This window comes from Streptomyces sp. NPDC029164 (assembly GCF_055563995.1).
This window is the reverse complement of sequence record NZ_JBVHWW010000001.1, coordinates 423,598-444,497: the sequence shown is the minus strand read 5'-3', so window position 1 is coordinate 444,497 and position 20,900 is coordinate 423,598. Positions and strand designations below refer to the sequence as shown.

At 70.8% G+C, this 20,900-nt stretch carries 19 protein-coding genes; 10 read left to right on the top strand and 9 right to left on the bottom strand.

All coding sequences use genetic code 11. The features are described from left to right. Window positions 1–128: 128 nt before the first annotated feature. Window positions 129–701, top strand: coding sequence for a TetR/AcrR family transcriptional regulator (locus ACZ4VT_RS01980; protein ID WP_351585654.1), 573 nt, complete (start codon window positions 129–131; stop codon window positions 699–701). 59 nt (window positions 702–760) lie between these two features. After that, entirely contained in the window at window positions 761–1,660 is a 900-nt protein-coding gene (locus ACZ4VT_RS01975; RefSeq protein ID WP_467945734.1) for an ADP-ribosylglycohydrolase family protein, read from the top strand. A gap of 67 nt (window positions 1,661–1,727) precedes the next feature. On the opposite strand, the gene ACZ4VT_RS01970 is transcribed toward ACZ4VT_RS01975, so the two are convergent. The 3 genes from ACZ4VT_RS01970 to ACZ4VT_RS01960 form a co-directional block, all read right to left on the bottom strand. Then, the gene (locus tag ACZ4VT_RS01970) at window positions 1,728–3,200 is read right to left on the bottom strand and encodes a sialidase family protein (RefSeq protein ID WP_467945732.1); all 1,473 of its coding nucleotides are present in this window, start codon (window positions 3,198–3,200) and stop codon (window positions 1,728–1,730) included. A 314-nt stretch (window positions 3,201–3,514) separates the two neighbouring features. Next, the gene (locus ACZ4VT_RS01965) at window positions 3,515–3,721 is read right to left on the bottom strand and encodes a hypothetical protein (protein WP_467945730.1); all 207 of its coding nucleotides are present in this window, start codon (window positions 3,719–3,721) and stop codon (window positions 3,515–3,517) included. Window positions 3,722–3,900: 179 nt separating this feature from the next. Next, a complete protein-coding gene (locus ACZ4VT_RS01960; RefSeq protein ID WP_467945729.1) occupies window positions 3,901–4,176 on the bottom strand; it encodes a hypothetical protein in 276 nt (91 codons plus the stop codon). 412 nt (window positions 4,177–4,588) lie between these two features. On the opposite strand from ACZ4VT_RS01960, the gene ACZ4VT_RS01955 reads away from it, so the two are divergent. The 4 genes from ACZ4VT_RS01955 (at window position 4,589) to ACZ4VT_RS01940 (ending at window position 8,755) form a co-directional block, all read left to right on the top strand. Beyond that, window positions 4,589–4,804, top strand: a complete 216-nt coding sequence (locus ACZ4VT_RS01955; protein WP_467945727.1) for a hypothetical protein — start codon at window positions 4,589–4,591, stop codon at window positions 4,802–4,804. A gap of 112 nt (window positions 4,805–4,916) precedes the next feature. After that, complete coding sequence (locus ACZ4VT_RS01950) at window positions 4,917–5,297, top strand: hypothetical protein (RefSeq protein ID WP_467945725.1); 381 nt, start codon at window positions 4,917–4,919, stop codon at window positions 5,295–5,297. A gap of 71 nt (window positions 5,298–5,368) precedes the next feature. Continuing rightward, entirely contained in the window at window positions 5,369–6,085 is a 717-nt protein-coding gene (locus ACZ4VT_RS01945; RefSeq protein ID WP_467945723.1) for a DUF6333 family protein, read from the top strand. Between the two features lie 213 nt (window positions 6,086–6,298). Beyond that, on the top strand, window positions 6,299–8,755 hold the full coding sequence (locus ACZ4VT_RS01940) for a hypothetical protein (protein WP_467945722.1): 2,457 nt from the start codon (window positions 6,299–6,301) through the stop codon (window positions 8,753–8,755). Between the two features lie 273 nt (window positions 8,756–9,028). Here ACZ4VT_RS01940 and ACZ4VT_RS01935 read toward each other — a convergent pair whose 3' ends face one another. The 5 genes from ACZ4VT_RS01935 to ACZ4VT_RS01915 form a co-directional block, all read right to left on the bottom strand. Continuing rightward, window positions 9,029–10,438 (bottom strand): MATE family efflux transporter, encoded by a 1,410-nt coding sequence (locus tag ACZ4VT_RS01935; protein WP_467945720.1) that lies wholly within the window; start codon window positions 10,436–10,438, stop codon window positions 9,029–9,031. Window positions 10,439–10,442: 4 nt separating this feature from the next. Continuing rightward, window positions 10,443–11,471, bottom strand: coding sequence for a cysteine synthase family protein (locus tag ACZ4VT_RS01930; RefSeq protein ID WP_467945718.1), 1,029 nt, complete (start codon window positions 11,469–11,471; stop codon window positions 10,443–10,445). A 79-nt stretch (window positions 11,472–11,550) separates the two neighbouring features. Next, window positions 11,551–12,930 (bottom strand): type III PLP-dependent enzyme domain-containing protein, encoded by a 1,380-nt coding sequence (locus tag ACZ4VT_RS01925; RefSeq protein WP_467945716.1) that lies wholly within the window; start codon window positions 12,928–12,930, stop codon window positions 11,551–11,553. After that, complete coding sequence (locus tag ACZ4VT_RS01920; RefSeq protein WP_467945714.1) at window positions 12,921–13,928, bottom strand: ornithine cyclodeaminase family protein; 1,008 nt, start codon at window positions 13,926–13,928, stop codon at window positions 12,921–12,923. Before ACZ4VT_RS01920 ends, ACZ4VT_RS01925 begins: the two co-directional genes overlap by 10 nt. A 59-nt stretch (window positions 13,929–13,987) precedes the next feature. Continuing rightward, window positions 13,988–14,983 (bottom strand): TauD/TfdA family dioxygenase, encoded by a 996-nt coding sequence (locus ACZ4VT_RS01915; protein WP_467945712.1) that lies wholly within the window; start codon window positions 14,981–14,983, stop codon window positions 13,988–13,990. Between the two features lie 380 nt (window positions 14,984–15,363). Between ACZ4VT_RS01915 and ACZ4VT_RS01910 the strand changes: the two genes are divergently transcribed. From ACZ4VT_RS01910 to ACZ4VT_RS01895, 4 genes are read left to right on the top strand one after another with little or no spacing between them, the layout of a single operon-like run. Continuing rightward, window positions 15,364–16,923 carry an ABC transporter substrate-binding protein gene (locus ACZ4VT_RS01910; protein ID WP_467945710.1) on the top strand — a complete coding sequence of 520 codons (1,560 nt, stop codon included), beginning with the start codon at window positions 15,364–15,366 and terminating at the stop codon, window positions 16,921–16,923. Beyond that, the gene (locus ACZ4VT_RS01905) at window positions 16,908–17,924 is read left to right on the top strand and encodes an ABC transporter permease (RefSeq protein ID WP_467945919.1); all 1,017 of its coding nucleotides are present in this window, start codon (window positions 16,908–16,910) and stop codon (window positions 17,922–17,924) included. Before ACZ4VT_RS01910 ends, ACZ4VT_RS01905 begins: the two co-directional genes overlap by 16 nt. After that, window positions 17,921–18,760, top strand: coding sequence for an ABC transporter permease (locus ACZ4VT_RS01900; RefSeq protein WP_467945709.1), 840 nt, complete (start codon window positions 17,921–17,923; stop codon window positions 18,758–18,760). The genes ACZ4VT_RS01905 and ACZ4VT_RS01900 overlap by 4 nt, the downstream gene beginning before the upstream one ends. Beyond that, window positions 18,757–20,217 carry an ABC transporter ATP-binding protein gene (locus tag ACZ4VT_RS01895; RefSeq protein ID WP_467945707.1) on the top strand — a complete coding sequence of 487 codons (1,461 nt, stop codon included), beginning with the start codon at window positions 18,757–18,759 and terminating at the stop codon, window positions 20,215–20,217. The genes ACZ4VT_RS01900 and ACZ4VT_RS01895 overlap by 4 nt, the downstream gene beginning before the upstream one ends. Here ACZ4VT_RS01895 and ACZ4VT_RS01890 read toward each other — a convergent pair. Continuing rightward, the gene (locus tag ACZ4VT_RS01890) at window positions 20,214–20,687 is read right to left on the bottom strand and encodes a MarR family winged helix-turn-helix transcriptional regulator (RefSeq protein ID WP_467945705.1); all 474 of its coding nucleotides are present in this window, start codon (window positions 20,685–20,687) and stop codon (window positions 20,214–20,216) included. The two genes, ACZ4VT_RS01895 and ACZ4VT_RS01890, sit on opposite strands and share 4 nt — an antisense overlap. Between the last annotated feature and the right edge of the window lie 213 nt (window positions 20,688–20,900).

The window sequence follows — 20,900 nt, the reverse complement described above, 5'->3', positions numbered from 1 at the left end:
GCGACGGCACTCTTCTGTTCGTTCGAACGAACAGTAGGGATCGCGCTGCCCCCTGTCCACACCGCGGGCGCCCCAACTCCCCTTCCCTGCCGCGGCGGGCACGGCGTCCGATGGGGCAGAATGCGGACATGCCCCATGCCTCCGACACCCGCCAGAGCATCATCGACGCCGTGCTGCGGATCATCGGGCAGGACGGCATCGCCGCCGTCACCAATCGGAGGATCGCCAAGGAGGCGGCCGTTTCCCTCGGGTCCGTCACCTACCACTTCGCCACCCAGCACGAGCTGTTGCGCGAGAGCCTGCTTCACTTCGTGGCCGAGGAGACCCGCCACTTCACTGCGCTCGCCGACGCGTGCTCCGACGACCGCTTCGACATCGGACAGGCGGCCGAGGTGGTGGCACAGGTCGCGGGCGGCAACGCCTTCGACAGCCGGCACATCGCGCCGTTCGAGCTGTACGTCCAGGCCGGCCGCGACGAACGGCTGCGCGTCGCCGCGGCCGAGTGCTTCGCCGCCTACGACCTGCTGGCCACCCGGGTCCTGACCCAACTCGGCGTACCGGACCCCGAACGCCTGGCGGGCGTGGCCGTCGCCCTGGTCTTCGGCCAGCAGCTGCGCCGCCTGGCCACCGGCGCCCCCGCCGAGGACCTCGTCGACACCCTGCTGGTCCTCACTCAGTTCGCCCCGGCGCAGACCCCGTAGCCGAGCACGCACCCCCAACACAGGTGCCGGGAGTGCCGTCGCCTTGTGATACTGCTCCGGTGATCAATCTGCCTGCCGCCGCGCTGGATTCGCTGTCCGGGCTCGCCTTCGGTGACCGCTGGTTCGGCATCCTGCGCCGCGAAGGGCCCGCAGCCCTGGAGGCACGCGTCCTGCCCCCGGAGCCGCTGTGGCAATGGAGCGACGACACCGCCCAGGCGCTCGTTCTCGTCCGGGAACTCGCCGAGGGCGGCGGCACCGTCGACCAGGACCGCCTCGCCCTGCGCCTCGCCGAGGCCTACGCCGACGACACGCACCGCGGCTACGGTGCCTCGATGCACGACGTGCTCCGCCGCATCGGCGCGGGCGAGCCCTGGCGGGAGGTGGTCGCCGGGCAGTTCGACGGCCAGGGCTCGTGGGGCAACGGCGCGGCCATGCGCGTCGCCCCGCTCGGCGCCTGGCACGCCGACGACCTCGACGCCGTCGTCGAGCAGGCCGCCCGCCAGAGCACGGTCCCGCACCACCACCCGGAGGCGGTCGCCGGGGCGGTGGCGGTGGCCGTGGCCGCGGCGCTGGCCACGCGCAGCCGGGGCGGGCCCGCCCCGGCACGCCCGGACTTCCTCCGAGCGGTCGCCGTACGACTCCCCGACAGCGACGTCCGGTCGGGGGTACGGGTCGCGGCCCGCATGCCGGCACGCACCTCGCTCCGGCACTCCGCGGAGGTGCTGGGCTCCGGCTACCGGATGTCCGGTCCCGACACCGTCCCCTTCGCCCTCTGGTGCGCGGCGGGACACCTCGACGACCTGCACGAGGGCCTCTGGTTCACCGTCGCCGGGCGCGGCGACATCGATACGACCTGCGCCATCGCGGGCGGGGTGATCGCCGCCCGCACGGGCGTCACCGCCCTCCCGCCCACCTGGCACGCGGCCCGTGAACCGCTGCCCCCGCTCGGGCCGGAGTAGGGCACTCAAGGACCCGGACCGCGAGCCGAGGCCGGCACGGGGAACGACCTGCACGCGTCCGCGTCGGTCAGTGGGTGCGGAAGCTGCCGCTGTACACGTCCGTACGGTTCTGTGGTGCTCCGGAGTTGGTCTCGGTGAGCACCGCCCGTACTCCCTCGCCGTCCGCCACCAGACCTTGGTAGTCGCCGAGGAAGTAGCCCCCGGCGAACGGTGCCTGCAGCCAGTCGAAGATCCGCGAGATGCGTCGCTCGCTCCGCTGCTTCGGGTCCCCGTGCGGCAGGGTGGCCAATTGGTAGGCGGTGGGCAGGGTGGTGGTGTCGCCCGGCTTGAGGAAGCGCAGGTCGTAGTAGGTGAGTGCGACCGTGCCCCGCTCGTCGACCGCGATCGACGGTGAGAAGGCCGGCACGTCCTCCGGGCTGATCAGCTCCGGGGCTCCCCAGGTGCGTCCGCCGTCGGTGGAGCGCACCAGCTGGACGGAGTCGAACCTGCCGCCGGAGAAGTCCGAGCCCTCGTACGCCATGTACAGCGTGCCTGTCTTGGGGTCGATGGCCGGGCTGGGCAGGGTGGACGCGGCGCGCAGCAGTTTGGCGGGGTCGTTCGGGTCGACCTCCGGTACGGAGGTGTCCCGGGCCACGGTGACCGGGGCGCTCCAGGTCTCTCCGGCGTCGGTCGAGGTGACCACCTCGTAGCGGGCTTCGACGACGGTGCTCAGGTCCCCGGAGTGGGTGATCCTGTCGAAGAAGTCATACAGGGTGCCGGTGCGCCTGTCGACGACGATCAGATGCCCGATGGTCTGGGTGTTGGGCACGGTACTGGTGTCGACGAACGGCCGGGCCTCGCTCCAGGTGCGGCCGCCGTCGCGGGTGACGGAGATGTAGCCGGGACCGTCGAGGGAGCTGGGGCCGGGCGGGTCGTTGTCGAGGCGGTTCCACACCTGGTAGGCGGTGCCCTCGCGGATCGGGTCGGCGGTGAGCGAGGGCTTGTCGTTGAAGAACGGCTGCTCGTCGGCGTGCGTGATGGTCACGTTGCGCCAGGTGCGGCCGCCGTCGCGGGACGTGGCGGCCAGGAGGCCGGTGCGCGTGCTCTTGACGAAGTCGACGCCCTCGCCGCTCGCGTAGACGGTGCCGTCCGGTCCGGTGCTCACCCAGGGGTCGGTGGCCCGCTCGAAGTCCGCGCCGCCCGGGGCGCAGAGGCTGAACGGCAGCGTGCTCAGGTGGAAGGTGCGGCCGTCCGTCGTCCAGCCGGCCGCCAGGCCACGGGCGCCGCCGTCGTTCCAGCGGTCCTGCTGGAACACGGTGACCACGCGCTTCGAGTCGCGCGGATCGACGGACAGGTACGGCTCGACCTCGGTGCCCGGATAGACGACGCTGTCGGGAGAGATCGCGCCGATGGTGCAGTCCGCGTACGGGTCGCCTTGGGACACCTTGACCAGTGGTGTGCCGTCGGGGTTCCGGTCTGCCGCGGCGGGAGTCGCGCCGGTGACCGTGACGAGCAGGAGCGCGGCGCTGGTGACGGCGGTCAGGGGCAGGACAACGCGCATGCGGGGATCTCCTCCGGGCCTGTCGGCCGGGGTACGGGACCGCCGTCATCGGGGCGGCCTGGGGCACGGAGGCGTACCGGAACGCGAGGGGGGCGACTCCGCTTGGTTCTCTTCGGCGTTGCAGCCGGTGCCCTTGATGGGCCGAACGACGGAGTCGTCCCAGGGGTCGCCGAGGAGCATGGCGGAGCCGACCGGCGGGTGCACCGAGCCGGTCGGCTCCTTGGTCATTCTCCTGCGGGGTCGTGCTCGTTCTTTGCGCGTGTTCAAGACCTGCCGAGCGTCAACACCGCTCGTTGATCAATTCAGCTGGGAAATCAAGTGATTCTCGGCTTGGTCCCGTCGGGCAGCGCGCAGGCGTCGCCGGCGTAGGGGTTCGAAACGATCTGTCCGCCGGCGGCCGTGCACTCGTCTCTGGAGATGTTCGGAGACGAGGCGGCCCCGGCGCTGACAGCGCCGACGGCGCTCATGCCGACAAGGGTTGCCGCGGCCAGGGCGAGGCCCAGGATTCTTCGCAGGCACATGACTTCCTCCTCCTCTCAGGCGCCTTCGTTCGGCCTTCGGGAAGGACAAGTCTCAAGACGACGGCGCCCTCGCACTCAGCATGGGCGCTCCGCATGAGGCCCGCGAGGCGAGGCTGGGCGCCGTGCTGGGCGCCGCGCTGGGTGCCGCGCTGGGTGCGCTGGGTGCCGCGCGTGATCCTCTAACGCGGTTCGTGGGCCGCCGCCCGGCAGGCACCGGTCGCGGCGCCGCCCGCCACTCCGGCCTCGGTCAGCCCGGTCACACAACTCTGCAGGTCTCCGACCACGCCACGGCTGCAGGCCGCTGTGACGGAGTCGGAAGCGGTGGCACCGGCCTGTTCGGCCATCTGCGTACAGGCGGGGATGTCCGCCCGGGCCGCGGGAGCGGCGAGGACCGCACCGCCGAGGGCGAGGGTCAGGCCGGTGAGGGCACCGGCGATACGGGTCGACGTGCGCATGGGACGCACCTGCCTTCCGGGTTGGTCGCGCGGTCCCGGTCCCGGCGGGCCGGATCCACGCGGTAGGCCGCCTGGCGACGCTCGGTGCGTGGTGCCCCCGGCCGGCGGGCGCACAGACTGACCGCCCGATTCCGCGTCGCATCCATGTGCAGGCCCTCACTTCAGCGTCGCATCCTCTCCCCCGCCCGTCCTGTGCACCGGGGGCGGCCGCGCTGAGCAACTGCGATCGCGCGGCTTCGGACTCCTCGTGGACCAGCCGGTCGAGACAGCTCACATGGACGTGTTTCCGCAGGTCAACACGAATCTTAGGATCCCTCCGGAACAACCCGCACGGCCCAACAGGACGTGCCGCCCCCAGGGGTGAGAAGCTGAAGAGTGCCCCAACAGAGGCAATTGCTGAAAGGGGAACCGAATGCGCATTCGACGAACCTTCGCCGCCGTCATCGCCGCGGCAGCCCTCGCCGGACTCGGCCTCACAGGTGCCGCCACCGCCGGCGCCGCCACTCCACAGGGTGCCCCCACCGTCGTCACCCCTTCTGAGTGCAAGCAGGGCGGCGGAACGCCGGCGGTCAATGAGGATGGCAACTACTGCAAGGGCGGTACGTACAACGGGGAGCAGGTCGACTAACTCCCACAAGGCGCCCCGCAGCCACCCGCCGCGGGGCGCTCCGCGCCGTCGGCGGGCCGTGACGTGGCGCTCTGGCCGGCCCGTCCGGCCAGATGTGCGCTCACTACTCGAGTTGTCCCTGGTGGTGGACGCGGACGCCCACCTCTACGAATTCGTCGGGCCCATGGTTCCCCCGACGTGGAACGAACGGGAGCGTGTCGAGGAGTACGTCGCGCGCATGGGGGAGGGAACGGTCCCCACGGCGGTGGCGGCCTCCACGCTGGACGTGTGCCAGTCCTTCCTCGGCCTGGCAGATGACCCGTCCGTGCACGGGGGCCTGACCCACTTCCTCCTCGACGGCCACCGCAAAGTGGAGGCTGCTGCCGCGGCCGGCCGGCCGGTGCGGCTCCTCTCCCTCCTGACCTTGGGCGAGAGCCTCGCCGGAGCGGACGAGCGCGCCCGACTGCCTGCGCTACGCGCCCAGTCCCGCTCGGCCCGAGCGACCGGCACCTGAACCAGCGCCGAGGATCCCGCCCGCGGGCAGTAACGGCGCTTCTGTCATCGCCGGCCGTTACGGTGGCCCGCATGAACGAGAACACCTACTGGACCTCTGCACCGGACCGGATCGTGCGCGGCTCGATGAGTCTGTGCCATCTGACGGTGTTCGAGGCGCCGTTCAACGTCGACGCCCGTAACCTTCCACCCAACGACCCTGGGCGCGCACGCGCGTTCGTCGAGTCGTTCGAGGGCATCGAGGCCGTCCTGGAGGACCTCGGGCCGCGCTCCGCGCAGACCCCGCTCCCATCGGCAGCACGGTCCGATCTGGACATCGTCCACGCTGCCGCGTGGGGCGGCATGTTGAGCATCGCGACTCCCGCATTCGCGACCGACGGCAACGACGAGCCGCTCCGGTCGGCCGCGAAGGAGTTGCGGGAGCGGTTCCCGGATGCGCGGATCGTGGGACGGGTCTCCTACCACGGCGGGATGGAGCACACCGAGAACCTCGTGTGGTTGCCGGACGGAGCGATGTTCCACGCATCGGGATGGCCGGACGACGAGCCGTTCGTCATCTCGGGCGATCCGGGTGCGGTGATCGCGTCCCTGGATCTCAGAGGGTGGATGGTGGACAACGCCGGCGTCGACCTGAACGCGCCCGCGAACGAGGTCCACTGGGCCGGCCTGGGGGGCTTGGCGCTCGGGCATTCGGATCCGTGGGGGTGGGAGGAGATGGAGACGACGGCCTTCCGTGTGCGGCACTCCGAGGACGCGGTCAGGGACATGGAGAGCTTGTACTTCGTCTAGGCGCAGGTCGCCGGGTGCGCGTGGGGCCGAGGACCGCGACGCGTGAACTGGCCGCCCGCCCAGCGGACTTGATGATTCGCCGACACGCTTTAACTCGTCTTTGCCTGTGGCGGGTGGAGGTTATGGTGGTCGGGTGGCGCGTACATGTCACGGGGGCCCCGCGCGCCGCCCACACCCCCCTCAAGGCCCCACCGGAGAGGGAAAGACGAGCTCTTGAACAAACACATTCGCATACCGTCCAAGTGGCGGTTAGCAGCCAGGTTCGCGGCGGCTGTCGGCCTGACGGCCGCGATCGTCACCACCGGACTCCAGGCCGTCGAGGCCGCACCACCGAAGCTGCCGCCGGTCTCGGCGAAGTTGAAGGCGGGATCCGGAAAGCGCTGCGACACCCGCAACGGCCTCCCGACCGCCCCGACGACACCGCCGGACTCCGGGTTCCCCGACAACCCGACCGGGAACCTGTACAAGGACACCGCCCTCCCCAAGAACTTCGAATTCGACCTTCCGGGACAGGCGTACGACGGCCTTCAGACACCGACAGCCGCCCAGAAGACCGAGGCCCTGTCGAAGGTCCCCGGGGACCTGGACAAGAACGTCGAGGCATGGAAGAAGATCGCCAACGCGTCGGGGAAGCCTGCGGACCGGGCGATGGAGATCTACGCCCGGTACTTCGCGAACAAGGAGAACCTGGGGTTCAAGCACTGGTTCGACAAGCGGTACATCCGCAACCAGATCAACAACCACAAGGGCTCGGGCTTCGAACGGCAGCTCGTCAAGGACTACAAGCTGGTCGGCCCGGACTGGCTGTGTGAGGTCACCGTCGAGCTGTTCGACAAGAACGGCGACAAGGTCGGCGAGCGCCGGTACGACGCCTACAACCAGAAGAGCAAAGAGTTCAACGAGTTCAAGTCGAACTCGAAGCTGACGGCGAAGCAGCTTGCGAATGACCGGGTCGTCGCCAAGTCGATGCCCGACCACAAGTTCCGCTTCACCGGCGCGAAGCCCTTCACCAAGGGCCAGGTCAAGCTCATCGACGACCTGGAGCGCGACGTCCGCAACATGCGGAACGGGCAGACCGGGCAGGTGCGCGGAAACCAGCGCATATACAACCCGGTGCCCAAGACCACCCCGATCAAGGGGTACTCGGACCATCAGCGGTGGTTCGCGCCCGCCTGCCAGACCGGCACGACGCAGCTCTCGGCGGCCGGCGCCAACACGTGCGGTACCCGCGGCCCCGCCAACGACCGGGCCCTGTCCTCCGGGAAGACCCTGGAAGAGGCGAAGCGCTACCAGCGGGACGCCAACCGCCTCGACCCGAGGGGCACCCTCCCCAGGGGCGGCCCGGGCGGCGTCGACTTCACCACCATGGAACTCCGGTACGTCGGCGGCCTCGAAAAGGGCAAGGGCATGAGCTACTCCATGCGCGCCGACCAGATGCCCGACCCGGACAACAACCCCGGCTTCGGCGGCGAGGTCCGGATGCAGCTCTCCTCCGACGCCCTGTTCACCTGGCTCGCCCTGACCCCCGAAAAGTTCTGGGTCAACCTGAACCCGGACCAGCCGGACAAGGTCATGGACGCCAAGTTCGGCAAGACCGACGCCGGCCGCGTCCTCCTCGACGCCGACCTGGTCATGAAGCACGACTTCTCCGAGGCCCTGAACCCCGACAAGCATCCCGGGGGCAAGCTGTACTGGGACACCGCGCCGCGCCGCAACGGGATCCCCTGCTTCCCCGGCACCCGCTTCTGGATCGAGCCCGACGAGGCCAAGGTCCGCGAGCAGGACGGCGGGATCTACATCCTCGAATCGCCGATGGACGTCTCCGCCGAGTGGCTGGACGTCGACTACACCGTCCCCGGATCCACCGAGTGCACCGACCTCTCGGACGCCGAGAAGAAGGCCATCGAACGCTCGGTCAACGCCAACATCGTCCCGGTCATCCAGGAACGGGTGAACAAGGACCCCAAGTACGCGGAGCTGCGCGCCGTCTACAACGCCCGCGTCGCCGCCGAGTACATCCGTCAGCAGGACGCCAAGTCCCCGACGGACTTCCACGACATCATCAACTCCAACGACGTCTCGTCCTGGCCGATCCGCGCTCCGCATGAGGACTGGACCCGCGAAAAGGTCTGGGACGCGTACATGCAGTCCATCAAGGAGGGCATTGAGTGGTTCGAGCTGGAGTACGGCGGCAAGCTGTACAAGCAGGGCGTCGGCGGCGTCGACTTCTCCAAGCAGCCCAAGCAGAACATCCCCAAGGCGCAGTTCGACGCCCAGAACCCGGACCTGGACAACACCACCGTCAACTCCGGCAAGTCCGATGACGCCTCCTACCGGGACCTCGACACCTTGTACCTCGGCGCAGGCCCGGCCACAGACGGCAGCGGCGAGGACCCGGGCGGCGAAGATCCCGGCGACGACCCCACCCCGACACCGACCCCGTCGGGCACCGGCAAGCCGACCAACCCCCCGACGACGCCGGCTCCGGACCCCACGGACCCCGGCGGCGGTGACAACACGCCGCCCACACCGGTGGACCCCGACGGCGACCTCGCCGACACCGGCTCCCACACACCGGTGGGCCTGATCGCCGGTGTCGCCGCCGCCCTCGCAGCGGCCGGCGTCACCCTGACGTGGTGGATGCGGCGCCGCCGCACCGCGCAGGACTAGCCTGACCAGGCAGTCACGTCTCACAGTGAAGGGCTCCACCCGTCGGTACGCGCCGGGTGGAGCCCACCTGTAGGCACCACGCGTGGGACCAAGGTCGCCGGCTGGCACAGGGATTCGCCCTGACCTGCATCGATGCCGCCCATCCCTCCCCGTCTATGTCCGGAGGGACGCCTGCGACCCACGAGCCGGAGTAAGCAATTCGATCAGGTACCGGTCGAGCGCGGAGCGCTGCATCTGCAGCGTCCAGCCCGGGGTCATCCGGATGCCGCCCGGCTACGCGACGGCCGGGGCGGCGTGAGCCTGCTCGTGGCGGGTGAGGGAGTGGGAGTAGCGGCGCAGGAGGAGGACGGCGGTGGTGGCGAGGCCGGTGAGGAGGCCGAGCCAGATGCCGAGGGTGTCGAGGTTCAGGGCGTAGGCGAGGAGCCAGGAGGCGGGGAGGCCGACGGCCCAGTAGCCGATGAGGGTGATGCGGAAGCCGCTCTTGGTGTCGTCGAGGCCGCGCAGGAGTCCGACGCCGATGTTCTGGGCGCAGTCGAAGAACTGGAGGAAGGCGGTCACGATCAGGAGGTGGGTGGCGATGGTGAGTGCCTGGTCGGAGCCGGAGTCCAGGAAGGGCGCGAGGATCAGCTTGGGGATCGTGAGGTAGAGCAGTCCGACGACGGTCATGACGGCGGCGGCGCAGGCGAGGGCGGTGTTCTTGAGGCGGCGGGCGTCGTCGTGGTTGCCGAGGGCGAGTTCGCGGCTGACGTTGATGGACGCGGCGTGGGAGAGGCCGACGGCGACCTGGAAGACGATGTAGACCAGTTGGTTGACGGCTGTGTGTGCGGCGAGCGCGTCGGGGCCGAAGGAGCCCGCCATCAGGGCGGTGATGGAGAAGAAGCCGGCTTCGGAGCCGTAGGTCGCGGCGATCGGGATGCCGAGTCCGACCAGGCGCTTGACGGTGGCCGCGTCGGCCTTGGTGATGTCCAGGCTGAGGAGCGGTGCGAGCTCCTTGTCCTTCTTCGCGGAGAGGTAGAGGGCGAGGAAGGACAGCAGGTAGACGGTCGAGGTGGCGATGCCGACGCCGGTGAGGCCGAGGCGGGGCAGGCCGAAGGTGCCGTGGATGAGGATCCAGTTCAGGCCGGCGTTGACCGCGATCGAGGCGATGGTGATCTGCAGGAGGGCCTGGGGGCGGCGCATGCCGACGGTGAACTGGCGTACCGCCTGGAACCACAGGCACGGCAGGAGGCCGGGGGCGAGCGCGAAGAGCATGGTCTGGGTGAGATCGACGACGGCCGCGTCCTGGCCGAGCCAGGTCAGGGCCTGGCCGATGAGGATCATCAGGACGGCGCCGGCGAGTCCGGCGAGCGTGGCGACCGTCATGCTCGCCCGGATTATGGAGCGGACCTCGTGGTGTGCGTGCTCTCCTGTGGAGCTGCCGTCGCTCCCGTCGGCCGACCGCTCGGCGCGGGCGGCCGCGGCGGCTATCTGGTTGCCGACGGAGGTGAGCAGGCCGACGCCCATGGTGCGGATCTGGTTGAAGATGACGATGGCCAGACCGCCGGCGGCGAGTTCGGTGGTGCCGAGGAGACCCATCATCACCGTGTCGGTGGTGGTGAGTGCCACCTGCGCGAGCTGGGTGAGGATCAGGGGTACGGCCAGGACGCCGAGGGCGCGGCTGTCGCGGAGGAGCGTCTTCAGCATGGGTTTACCGGTTCCCGCGGAGTTTGGTGAGCAGCTCGTCGATGTCCCGCTCGGCCTCGGCATTGAGGAGATCGCGGTCCTGCATCCACTCGTCGTTGAAGACGGTGTCCATGTACTTTTCGCCGCCGTCGTTGACGAGGGCGACCATAGTGGTGCCCGGGGGCAGGGTGGGCAGCCGGGTCAGGGCCTCGTAGACGACTCCGCCGGCCGAGCCGCCGATGAGGAGGCCGGTGCGGGCGACCGCTCGGCAGGTGGCGAAGGCTTCGACGTCGCCGACTTTGACGCCTTCGTCGATGAGGTCGAAGTCGACGAGGGCGCCGATCTCGGCGCCCTCGGGGGTGCCGGTGCCGGACTGGTAGTAGTCGTGGGCGGGGCCGCCGAAGGCGATGGATCCCTTGGGTTCGACGCCTATGACGGTGAAGCCGGACATGAGCTTGGTCAGCTCCCGGCTGGTGCCGCAGAGGGCTCCTCCGGTGCCGACGGCGCCGATGAGGACGTCGATCTTCCCGTCGAGGGCTTCGTGGAGTTCGTGCGCGACGGGGAAGTATCCGACGCCGTTGGCGGGGTTGTTGTGCTGCTCGGTGAAGATGGTGTTGTCCTGGCCGCGTGCCATGTCCTCGGCGAGTTCTTCGCGGGCGGCGGTGGCGAGCTCTTCGGTGCCGTCGTCGATGACGTAGACCAGCTCGGTGCCCAGGGCCTTCATGCCGCGGAGCTTGTCGGCGCAGGCGTGATGGTCGACGACGGCGGTGAAGGTGTAGCCGCGTTCGGCGGCGATGACGGCGAGGCCCAGGCCCGTGTTGCCCGAGGTGGACTCGATGATCCGGCCGCCGGGTCGCAGCTCGCCCGCCTCCTCGGCGGCGTCGATCATGGCCCGGGCCATACGGATCTTCGCGGTGCCGGTGGGGTTGAACACCTCCAACTTCAGCAGCAGGCGGCTGCCGGTCTCGGTGGAGGCGAGTTCGAGCAGGGGGGTGTAGCCGATGAGATCGGATACGCGGGAGACCACGGCGGGACGCTGAAGGGCTCCGGGCATCGGTAGCTCCAGATGAGTGTGGGAGGGGGCAGGCTGGGGGCGGGTGCGCTGTGCTGTGCTGTGCTGGCTGTGCTGTGCGTCAGGTGAAGTGCCGGTCCAGGCGCCAGCGGGGGCGGGGCCGGTCGGCGTGGTCGATGACGACCTTCGGCGGCAGGGCCAGGTCGTGGAAGGGGGACTCGTTGGAGTCCATCTGATAGCCCGCCGTGTTCGGGTAGACCAGCAGGTCGCCGACTCGGGGCACGGTGCGGAACGGGATCTTCCGCCACGTGAGCATGTCCGACTCCAGGCAGGTGGCAGCCCCGACGCTCGCCGGGTAGGTGCCGACCGGGCCGGCCGTGTCCTGCGCGAGGAGGAAGGGGTCGGGCAGGTACTCGCTGTTGAACCACTGCTCGGACAGGCTCAGGCTCGTGCCGTCCACCGTCAGGATCCGGTAGCCGTCGCGGTCCTTGACCCCCTGGATGCGGAACACCGTGGCGCCGGCCTGGTGGAGCAGGGCCCGGCCGGGCTCCAGGAGGAGTTGGACGCCTGCATCCCTGAGCAGGGCCGCGAGGGGCTGCTCACAGCTCTCGGGCCGGGTGGCGAGGAGGGCGGCGAGGGCCTCGGCGCCTGCCACCGGGGAGTGGTACGGGTAGAAGTCGCCGGTGTGGAAGGTCTTGCCGGCGTGGTAGTGGCCGCTGTTCTGTTCGGCGAGGAAGCCGTGCCAGCTGTCGGCGTCGCTGTAGCTGATGGGCAGGCCGCCCCCGATGCTGATGCGGCTCGCCTCCAGGCCCTGGACGCGGGCCTTGAGGCAGAGGTCCACGAGGCGGGCCGCGAGGTCGGCGCGGGGCTGGAGGGCGTAGCCGGAGAGGTGGAAGGAGAACCCTTCCATGCGTACGGCGTCCCCGGCCTGGACACAGCGGTCCAGGGCTGTGGCCAGCTCCGTGTCGGAAAGGCCGAAGCGGCTGTGGGGCTGGGCGGCCGGCAGGACCCGCAGCAGGATGCGGGCCGGCCGGACTCGTCCGGTCAGGGCGGTGGTGACGAGCGCGTCGAGTTCGTCGAGTGCGTCGACCGCGACCAGTGCGCCGTGCTGGACGGCCAGGTGCAGCAGGGCCGGGTCCTTGGCGGGGCCGGTGACGACGAGGTGCTCGCCCCGTACGCCATGGCCGAGGGCCTCGCGCAGTTCGGCGACGGACGCGACGTCCACTCCCGCGCCCCCGGCGGCGGCGCGTTCGACGAAGACGGCGGCCTTGTTGGCCTTCTTCGCGAAGTACACGAAGCCGTCGACACCGGCTGAGGCGAGTGTGTCCTGCATGGCCCGCAGGTTGGTGTCGAAGGCATCGGGCAGCAGGAAGTGGAACGGGCCGCCGAACGCGTAGGCCAGCTCGGGCAGCAGCCCGGAGGCCAGTACCTGCTCGCAGGCGGCGTCCGGGAGGACCGGCAGGGTGGGCAGGGTGGGCACGGGGCGGCTGTTCACTTCCACAGCGCGACCTCGGTGCCCAGGCCCTGCGCGAGGGCGAGCTGGGCGAAGCGGTGGCCGAGGGCGATGTCGGTGACGACGAGGCCGCTGTTGTAGGCGAAGATTCGTTCCTTCGCGCTGTGCCGGCCGGCGGTGAGGCCGGCGAGGACGGGCGGGAACTCGGAATCGACGGCCGGGAGCTTGCCCTCCGCGTCGGCCATGTCCGTGCCGGTGACGTTCATCTGCGCCTCGCTGGTGGCGATCACACGGTCGGCCCGGTGCAGGGTGGACGGGGCGAGGCCGTGGCCGACGAGGATCGACAGTGTCCCGGGCTTGAGCCAGGAGTCCTCCACGGCGGCCGGGGTGTGTCCGCCGGCGGTGGCGACGATGACGTCGGCATCCGCGGCGGCTGCGCGCAGGTCGGTGACGAGCTCCACGTCCCGGTCGGGGAAGTGCGTACGCAGGTGCTCGCGTACGGCGGCGATCCCCTCGGGGTGGGTGCCGGACAACATCAGGCGGTCCAGGTCGGGGAGGGTGGTGAGCAGGAACGGCAGCGCGAGCCGGCCCTGCGTTCCCGTGCCGATGACCAGCGCGCTGCGGGTCCCGGGGGCGGCCAGCTCCCGGGCCAGCAGGGCCGAGACGGCCGGGGTGCGCAGCGATCCGATGCGGGAGCAGTCCATCATCGCGACGGGCAGGCCGGTGACGTCGTCGTAGATGGTCAGGGAGGTGTAGTAGTGCTGCTCCTCGCGGCCCTTGTCGAGGCCGTGCTTGTACGAGGTCTTGATGGCGACGACCTCGCGGGAGCCGTCGCGGCCCAGCATGGCGTAGGAGACGGAGTGTCCGTCCTTGGGCTTGACGGTCAGCTTGCGGGGGTTGTCCGACTCGCCGGCGTGCAGGGTGCGATAGGCGCCTTCCACCGTGGCGACCACGTCTTCCAGGCTGATCTCGATGTCGGCGAGGTCGGTCATGGACAGGATCCGCAGAGTGCCGTCGTGCGGCGTCGTGGTGTCCTGGGAGGTCATGGTGGTGTCCCTTCGGAAAGCGGGTTCGGCTGGTTCGGCGGGGGTGGTGCCGGGCTGGTTCAGGCGGTCCAGGCTTCGAGGGCGGCCTGGCCGTAGCCGTGTTCGGCGGCCTCGCTCTCGGGGCGGGTGCGGCGGCCGGGCACCCTGACGGAGGCGCGCTTGAGCCAGCGGTCGGTGCCGTCGTAGCGGGCGGCGAAGGGAACACGGCCGTGCACGACGATGTCGTTGTCGACCACCAGCACGTCGCCGGGCGCCAGGCTCACCGCGACGGACACGCGGGCGAGTTCGCCCTCCAGGCGCCCGTAGGCGGCGCGCCAGGACTCGTCGGCCTCGTCCAACGGGGTGTAGGCGGGGTCGAAGCGCAGGGTCAGGCCGTCCTCGCCGGCGAAGAGGGTCGGCACCGGCGCGGGCTTGCCGCCGAACTGCTGGGCGTCCTCGTAGGCGTCGTCGGGGAGGATCGGGGCGACCGCCCGGGTCAGTTCGGTGAGATCGGCCTCCGAGAGCTTCGTGAGGCGGATGCTGGCCGCGGTGGTGGCGATGCTGTCGTGGTTGCGCATGCAGCACAGCAGCAGCAGGTGGGCGCGGCCGGGGTGGAACGCGTCCTCGGTGTGCGGGGTGAGCAGCACACTGCTGGACGCACCGGTCTGCACCGTCTCGTGTCCCGGGGAGGGGACGATGTTGTGGACGAAACGGCCGTCCTGCTGTCCGTCCCAGGCGATGGGCGTGCCCATGAGGGTGGAGACCAGCAGCAGGACGACGTCCCACAGGGCTCCGGCCTGGCCGACGGTGGACCAGTGGCCCGGGGTGGGGCCGAGTTCGGTGTCGTCGATGTGCAGTCCGCGCACCACGAACAGGCCGTCGGCGGTTTCGACGGGGCGAAGCGTGTGATGCAGGCCCTGACTCAGGCGTCGGCAGGCGTGGTTGAGGCCGGCGAGCAGGGCGGGGTTGGTGGCCGAGCGGTGGATGTCCAGCAGTTCGGCCGCCATGGTGGTGAGCTCGGTGACCTGGTCGGCGTCGAGTTGGCGTACGGGGGCGGAAACTGCGGCGGTGGGCACGGAGGCACCTTCCGTTTCGTGGGCATCTGGGAGTGCGGGCGCACGGCATGGCGCGGCCCGGCGAAGGCATGGGTGGGGTGGTGAACCCCGGAAATGGCGTGGGGGCCGGCGCGGCTCGGGCAGCCGGACATCCAGGAAGCTAACAACGCCGCGCGAGTAAGGCAACCCTTACCAAAGAGTCCGTCTACAAGCGTGTCGCCGGTCACTCAGTCGATGCGCAGCGAGGAGGCGAGACTTCAACTTCGCAGATCAGTGCGGTGATTGACGATGCGTTGGCCAGGGCACTCCCCTCCGCAAGCTCCGCCAGGCGGCTTGCGGACACATCGCAATTTAGGCTAGGTATACCTAAGTATTTCTGCTCGACGGAAACGAGGAACGACGTGAGCGTCACCAGACGACAGCTGTTGTGGGCCGGTGCCGGAATCGGGGCGGCCGGTGCGCTCGCGGCCTGCAGCAGCGGGTCGGGCGGATCGAAGGACGCCAAGGATTCGGCATCCGATTCCCAGCAGCCCCGCAGCGGTGGCACGTTGACCGTCGGCGCGCTCGGCAAGGCGTCCTCGGTCACGCGCGACCCGCACGGCAGCCAGGCCAACGAGAGCGACTACCTGATCCTCAGCCTCGTCTACGACACGCTGGCGGTGCCCGGCGACAAGACCAACACCGCGCCGAGGCTCGCCTCGAGCTGGAAGCCCTCCGAAGACCTCAAGACCTGGCGCTTCACCATCGCCGAAGGCGCCAAGTTCCACGACGGCACCCCCGTCACCGCCGACGACGTCGTCTGGTCGCTGAAGCGACTGCGGGCCACCCCCGCCGGCGCCTCCCGCCTGCCGGGCATCAAGCCCGAGGGCATCACGGCCGAGGACGCCAGGACCGTCGTGCTCGTGTCCGACTACGCCAACGCCGATCTGCCGCTCCTCACCCGCCTGACCACCTTCGTCCTGAAGAAGGACACCAAGGACGACCAGATCGCCGGCGCTCCGGGCACCGGCCCGTTCAAGCTCGACTGGTTCCGCGACGGCAACGCCCGCCTGGTGCGCAACGACGACTGGTACGGCGGCAAGGCGCTCCTGGACGCCATCGAGGTGCGCATCTTCGAGAGCCCGCAGGCGATGGCCAACGCCCTGCTCGCCGGGCAGATCGACGTCGCCTCCAACGTCGGCGCCGTCGCCGCACGTACCGCCGAGACCCGCAAGGACCTCCAGATCCTGCGCCGGACCAACGACATGGCCATGCCCATCGTCATGCGCACCGCCGACGGCCCGTTCGCGGATCCGCGGGTGCGTGAGGCCCTGCGCCTCACGGTCGACCGCGACGCCATGGTCAAGCAGGTCCTGTCCGGCTACGGCACCGTCGGGAACGACATCCTGGGCACCGGCGACCCGGCGTTCGCCAAGGACATCCCGCAGCGGGGGCGCGACCTCGCCAAGGCCAAGCAGCTGCTCGCCGAAGCCGGCTTCGACACCTCGAAGACCTACGACCTGATCACCACCGAGGACATCGCCGGACTCGCGGAGTCCGCGACGCTGTTCGCCACTCAGGCCGGTGAAGCGGGGGTGAAGATCAACGTGGTGAAGCAGGACCCGAAGATCTTCTGGGACGCCACGTGGCTCAAGGCACCGCTGTACACCACGTACTGGGGCACCAACGACTCCGTGATCTTCTTCGCCTCCAAGACCATGGCCTCCGAGGCCGGACAGAACGAGGCCGGCTGGCAGGAACCCACCTTCGACGAGGCCTACCGCAAGGCGATCGGGGCCGCCGACGCGGCCGAGCGCACCAAGGCGCTGCACCAGCTGCAGGAGATCGAGTTCGCCAAGTCCGGCTACCTCCTGTGGGGCATGGCCGACGGCATCGACCTTGCCGGGAAGGCCGTACGCGACCTGCCCAAGCTCCCCGGCTACGGCCGCGTCCAGCTCGAGAAGACCTGGCTGGCCCGTTGATCCCGGCGTCCCCCGCCGACGGCGCCGCCACACCGAAGGCCCTGTCCGGCCCGGCCCGCATCCTCCCCGGTGCGGGCCGGGCCGCCTGGCTTGCCGCCCGTCGTGCGGGCATGCTCGCACTCCTGCTGGCCGCGGTCTTCGCCGCGATCGAGCTCCTGCCCGGCGACGCGGCCAACGCGACGTCCGAGCGGGGCGAGAGCGCGGCCGACGTGGCGGCCCGCCGGACGGCGCTCGGCCTCGACCGGCCGGTGACCGAACGGTTCTGGGACTGGATGAGCGGCCTGCCCACCGGCGATCTCGGGACCACCGCTCACGGGCAGCCCGTCAGCTCGGTGCTGTCCGGGCCGTTCCCGAACACGCTGTTGCTGGGCTCGCTCGCCCTCGCGCTGAGCATCGTCGGCGCGCTCGCCCTCGGCAGTTGGGCCACTCTGCGCCCCGGCGGGCGCGTCGACCGGGCCGTCGCTGTCGGCTCGACTTCGGCCTTCGCCCTGCCGGAGTTCGTCGTCTCGGTGGCCCTGTTGCTGGTGCTCTCCCAGTGGACGGGCTGGCTCCCGGCCGTGACGCTCACCGGCCCCGACGGCGCGCCCGCCTCCTGGAACATGCTGGTGCTGCCGCTGCTGGCGCTCGCGATCCCCCAGATCGGCTGGAACACCCGCATCGTCCGGGGTGCTCTCGCCGACCAGGCCGAACTCCCGCACGTACAGGCCGCGATCCTCGACGGTCTGCCCCGCCACCGCATCCTCACCCATCACATGCTGCCCGGCGCCCTGCCCGCCATCGCGGTGTCCATCGCCACCTCCGCCGGCATGCTGGTGGGCGGCGCGGTCGTCGTGGAGACCCTGTTCAACTACCCCGGCATCGGAGCGGTCCTCGCCGGCGCCCTCACCGACCGGGACACCCCGCTGGTCGCCGGAGTCATCGTCGCCACCGGCACGGCCATCAGCACGCTCCTGCTCCTGGCCGACCTCATACGCGACCGCATCCTGGGAACGCACCGATGACCACCACCACCCGTACCGCGCGCCAACGACCCTCCCGCGCCCGGGTCCTGGCCCGGGCGCTCCCCGCGCTGCTGCTCCTGCTCCTCGCGCTGATCGGCCCCCTGCTGGCACCCGACGCCATCGACCGGCCCGTCACCGCCCCCTACGGACCGGCCGACGACGCCGCCACCCTCGGTGGCGACCTGCTCGGCCGCGATGTCCTCAGCCGGCTGCTCTCCGGCGGCGCCCCGCTCATCGCCACGGCCCTGGCCATCGCCCTGGTCGTCACCGGCGCCGCCACCGCACTCGGCATCCTCGCCGCCCTGCGCCCGCGGCTGGGCCGCTGGGTCGAACGCACCGCGGACCTCGCCATCCTCCTGCCGGCCGTCCTGGGCATCATGCTCATCGCCCTGGCGTGGCCCACCGGCGGCCGCCTGGCCGTCGGCGTAGCCGCCTGCGTCCTCGGCGTCCCCTACGCCGTGCGGGTCGTCGCGGCCGCCGCCGCGCCGATCGCCGCCACCGGGTACGTGGAAGCGGCCTCCGCCGGCGGTGAACGCCTGTGGTGCCTGATGACCCGCGAAGTGCTGCCCAACCTCCGCTCCACGCTGCTCGCGCTGTTCGGCCTGCGCTTCGTCGAGGGCGTGTACGTCGTCTCCATCGCCGCATTCCTCCAGCTTGGGCCTCAACCCCCCGAAGCGGACTGGGCCCTGATGATCCGTGAGAACGCTCCGGGCATCCTGCTCAACCCCTGGGCCGTGGCCGCACCGTGCCTGGCCATCGGCCTGCTCGCCATCAGCGTCAACCTCGCCGCCGAAGCCATCGCGCCCGCCCGGCCCACCCCGGAGACCCCCCTGTGAGCAACACCGCCCCGGCCGCCCGGGCCACCGGACTGTCCATCGCCCTCACCGCCGACGGCACTCCTCTGCTCGACAACGCGTCCCTCACCCTGCGAAGCGGCCGCATCCACGCCGTCACCGGCCCCTCCGGTGCGGGAAAGACCACCCTGCTGCGTGCGCTGGTCGGAGCCGTACCGCCGGGCGCTGCCGTCACCACCGGAACGGTCACCGTCCTCGGGCACGACGTGCTCGCCCTGGCGCCCGAGAAGCTGCGCCGCCTGCGCCGCAAGCACCTGGCCTATCTGGGCCAAGATCCCGCGTCCGGCCTCAATCCGCGCATGAAGGTCGGCCGTCTCATCAGCGAGACCGCCACGGACAAATCCGGCGCCGCTGTGCTCGACCTCCTCGCGAAGGTCCGACTCCCCACCGACCAGCACCTGGAGCGCCGCCGCCCCGCGGCCCTGTCCGGCGGCCAGCAGCGCCGTGTCGCCCTGGCCCGTGCCCTCGCACGGCACCCCGAGATCCTGCTCCTCGACGAGCCCACCGCCGGACTCGACGCCGCCCTGCGCGACGAGATCGCCGACCTCCTGCGCGACCTCGCGCACCATCACGGACTCGCGATCGTCCTCTCCAGCCACGATCCCGAGTTCGTCGCCCGCTGCGCCGACGACACCGTCACCCTCGGCCCGGCCACCACACGCGCCCCCGGCCAGGCAGCCCTCGCACCCGGCACGCCGGCAGCGGAACTGCCCCGCGCCCGCAAGGGTGACGCTGTTCTGACCGTGCGCTCTCTCGATGCCCACGTCGGAACCGGGTCCACCCGCCGCCAGGCGCTCGCCGGTCTCGACCTCGACGTACGCCCCGGTGCCCTGACCGCGGTCGTCGGCCCGTCCGGCTGCGGCAAGACCACCCTGGTACGCACCCTCGCGGGGCTCCACCCGGTAGGAGGCGGCACCCTCACCCTCCACGGCAGCCCGCTCGCCGGCACCCACCGCCGGCGCAGCCGTGACCAGCTGCGCCGCATCCAGCTCGTCCCGCAGAACCCGCTCGGCGCCCTCAACCCCGCCCGTACGGTCGGCGCCACCCTCGTCCGGCCCCTCAAGCTCCATCTCGCGCTGTCCGCCGACCAGTGCGCGGCCCGGGTCTCGGAACTCCTGACGGCCGTCGGTCTGCCGGGAGACTTCGCCTCCCGGTACCCCCACGAACTGTCCGGCGGGCAGCGCCAACGGGTGTCCATCGCACGCGCCCTGGCCGCCGAGCCCGACATTCTGCTGTGCGACGAGGTCACGTCCGCCCTCGACGCGGATACCGCATCCGACGTCATGGCGCTCCTACGCGACCTGCGCACAACCCGGGGCCTGGCCGTCGTCCTCGTCAGCCACGACCTCCCCCTGGTGCTGCGCCACGCCGACGAAGTCCTCACCCTCGGCGAGCAGGAGCCTGCCGTGCCGACCGAGAGCCACGCAACCGCGACCTAGGACGAAGCCGAGCGCACCGCGCCGACCCGGGCGGCCGTAGCGCACACCCGGCGAAGCAGGTAGTGCAGCTGGGTGCGCTCCCCCTTCGTGAGGGACGCCAGCAAAACGTCCTGCACCGACTGAAAGTCGTCCTGCATCGTCGTCAGTGCCGCCGTACCGGACGGGGTGAGCGTCACCACCTCGTGGCGTCCGCCGATGTTGACGACCATGTCGTGTACCAGGCCCTGCGCCAGGAGATCACGGATCACCCGCGAGACGTCTGCCGGCGGCACGTCCATCTTCACGGCGAGGTCGCGCCGGGCGTGCGGCCCCCATTCGGCCAGCGTCCTGAGGACCGACCGGTGCAGCGGGCTCAGCCCGCCCTCACTCCAACGCTCGGTCATCAGCGCGTCCACGGCCCTGCCCGCCGCCGCCAGGAGATGCACGGTCTGCTCGGAGGGACCCGCCGACCCGCTCCCCCTGTCGTACACGTCGCATCCAATCGCCGGGGAGGGGGATGTCACCTCCGACCCAGGACACGCGGACAACCTCGCCCACAGCGCGCCGAGCGCCGGGCACGGAGCTCGTCGGCTCCGGAGCCGCCCGGCGCGCCGGACCTGGAGGGGACAGGTGAAATAAACCCAGGCTCAGCCTACTTACACCCGGCTGGTTGGTCTACATCAACGTCGTCACTCGGCGGCCCG

Coding starts and splice junctions, on each gene's coding strand:
- ACZ4VT_RS01980 (WP_351585654.1), top strand. CDS start 129: ATGCCCCATGCCTCCGACACCCGCCAGAGCATCATCGACGCCGTGCTG.
- ACZ4VT_RS01970 (WP_467945732.1), bottom strand. CDS start 3,200: ATGCGCGTTGTCCTGCCCCTGACCGCCGTCACCAGCGCCGCGCTCCTG.
- ACZ4VT_RS01965 (WP_467945730.1), bottom strand. CDS start 3,721: ATGTGCCTGCGAAGAATCCTGGGCCTCGCCCTGGCCGCGGCAACCCTT.
- ACZ4VT_RS01960 (WP_467945729.1), bottom strand. CDS start 4,176: ATGCGCACGTCGACCCGTATCGCCGGTGCCCTCACCGGCCTGACCCTC.
- ACZ4VT_RS01955 (WP_467945727.1), top strand. CDS start 4,589: ATGCGCATTCGACGAACCTTCGCCGCCGTCATCGCCGCGGCAGCCCTC.
- ACZ4VT_RS01945 (WP_467945723.1), top strand. CDS start 5,369: ATGAACGAGAACACCTACTGGACCTCTGCACCGGACCGGATCGTGCGC.
- ACZ4VT_RS01935 (WP_467945720.1), bottom strand. CDS start 10,438: ATGCTGAAGACGCTCCTCCGCGACAGCCGCGCCCTCGGCGTCCTGGCC.
- ACZ4VT_RS01930 (WP_467945718.1), bottom strand. CDS start 11,471: ATGCCCGGAGCCCTTCAGCGTCCCGCCGTGGTCTCCCGCGTATCCGAT.
- ACZ4VT_RS01920 (WP_467945714.1), bottom strand. CDS start 13,928: ATGACCTCCCAGGACACCACGACGCCGCACGACGGCACTCTGCGGATC.
- ACZ4VT_RS01900 (WP_467945709.1), top strand. CDS start 17,921: ATGACCACCACCACCCGTACCGCGCGCCAACGACCCTCCCGCGCCCGG.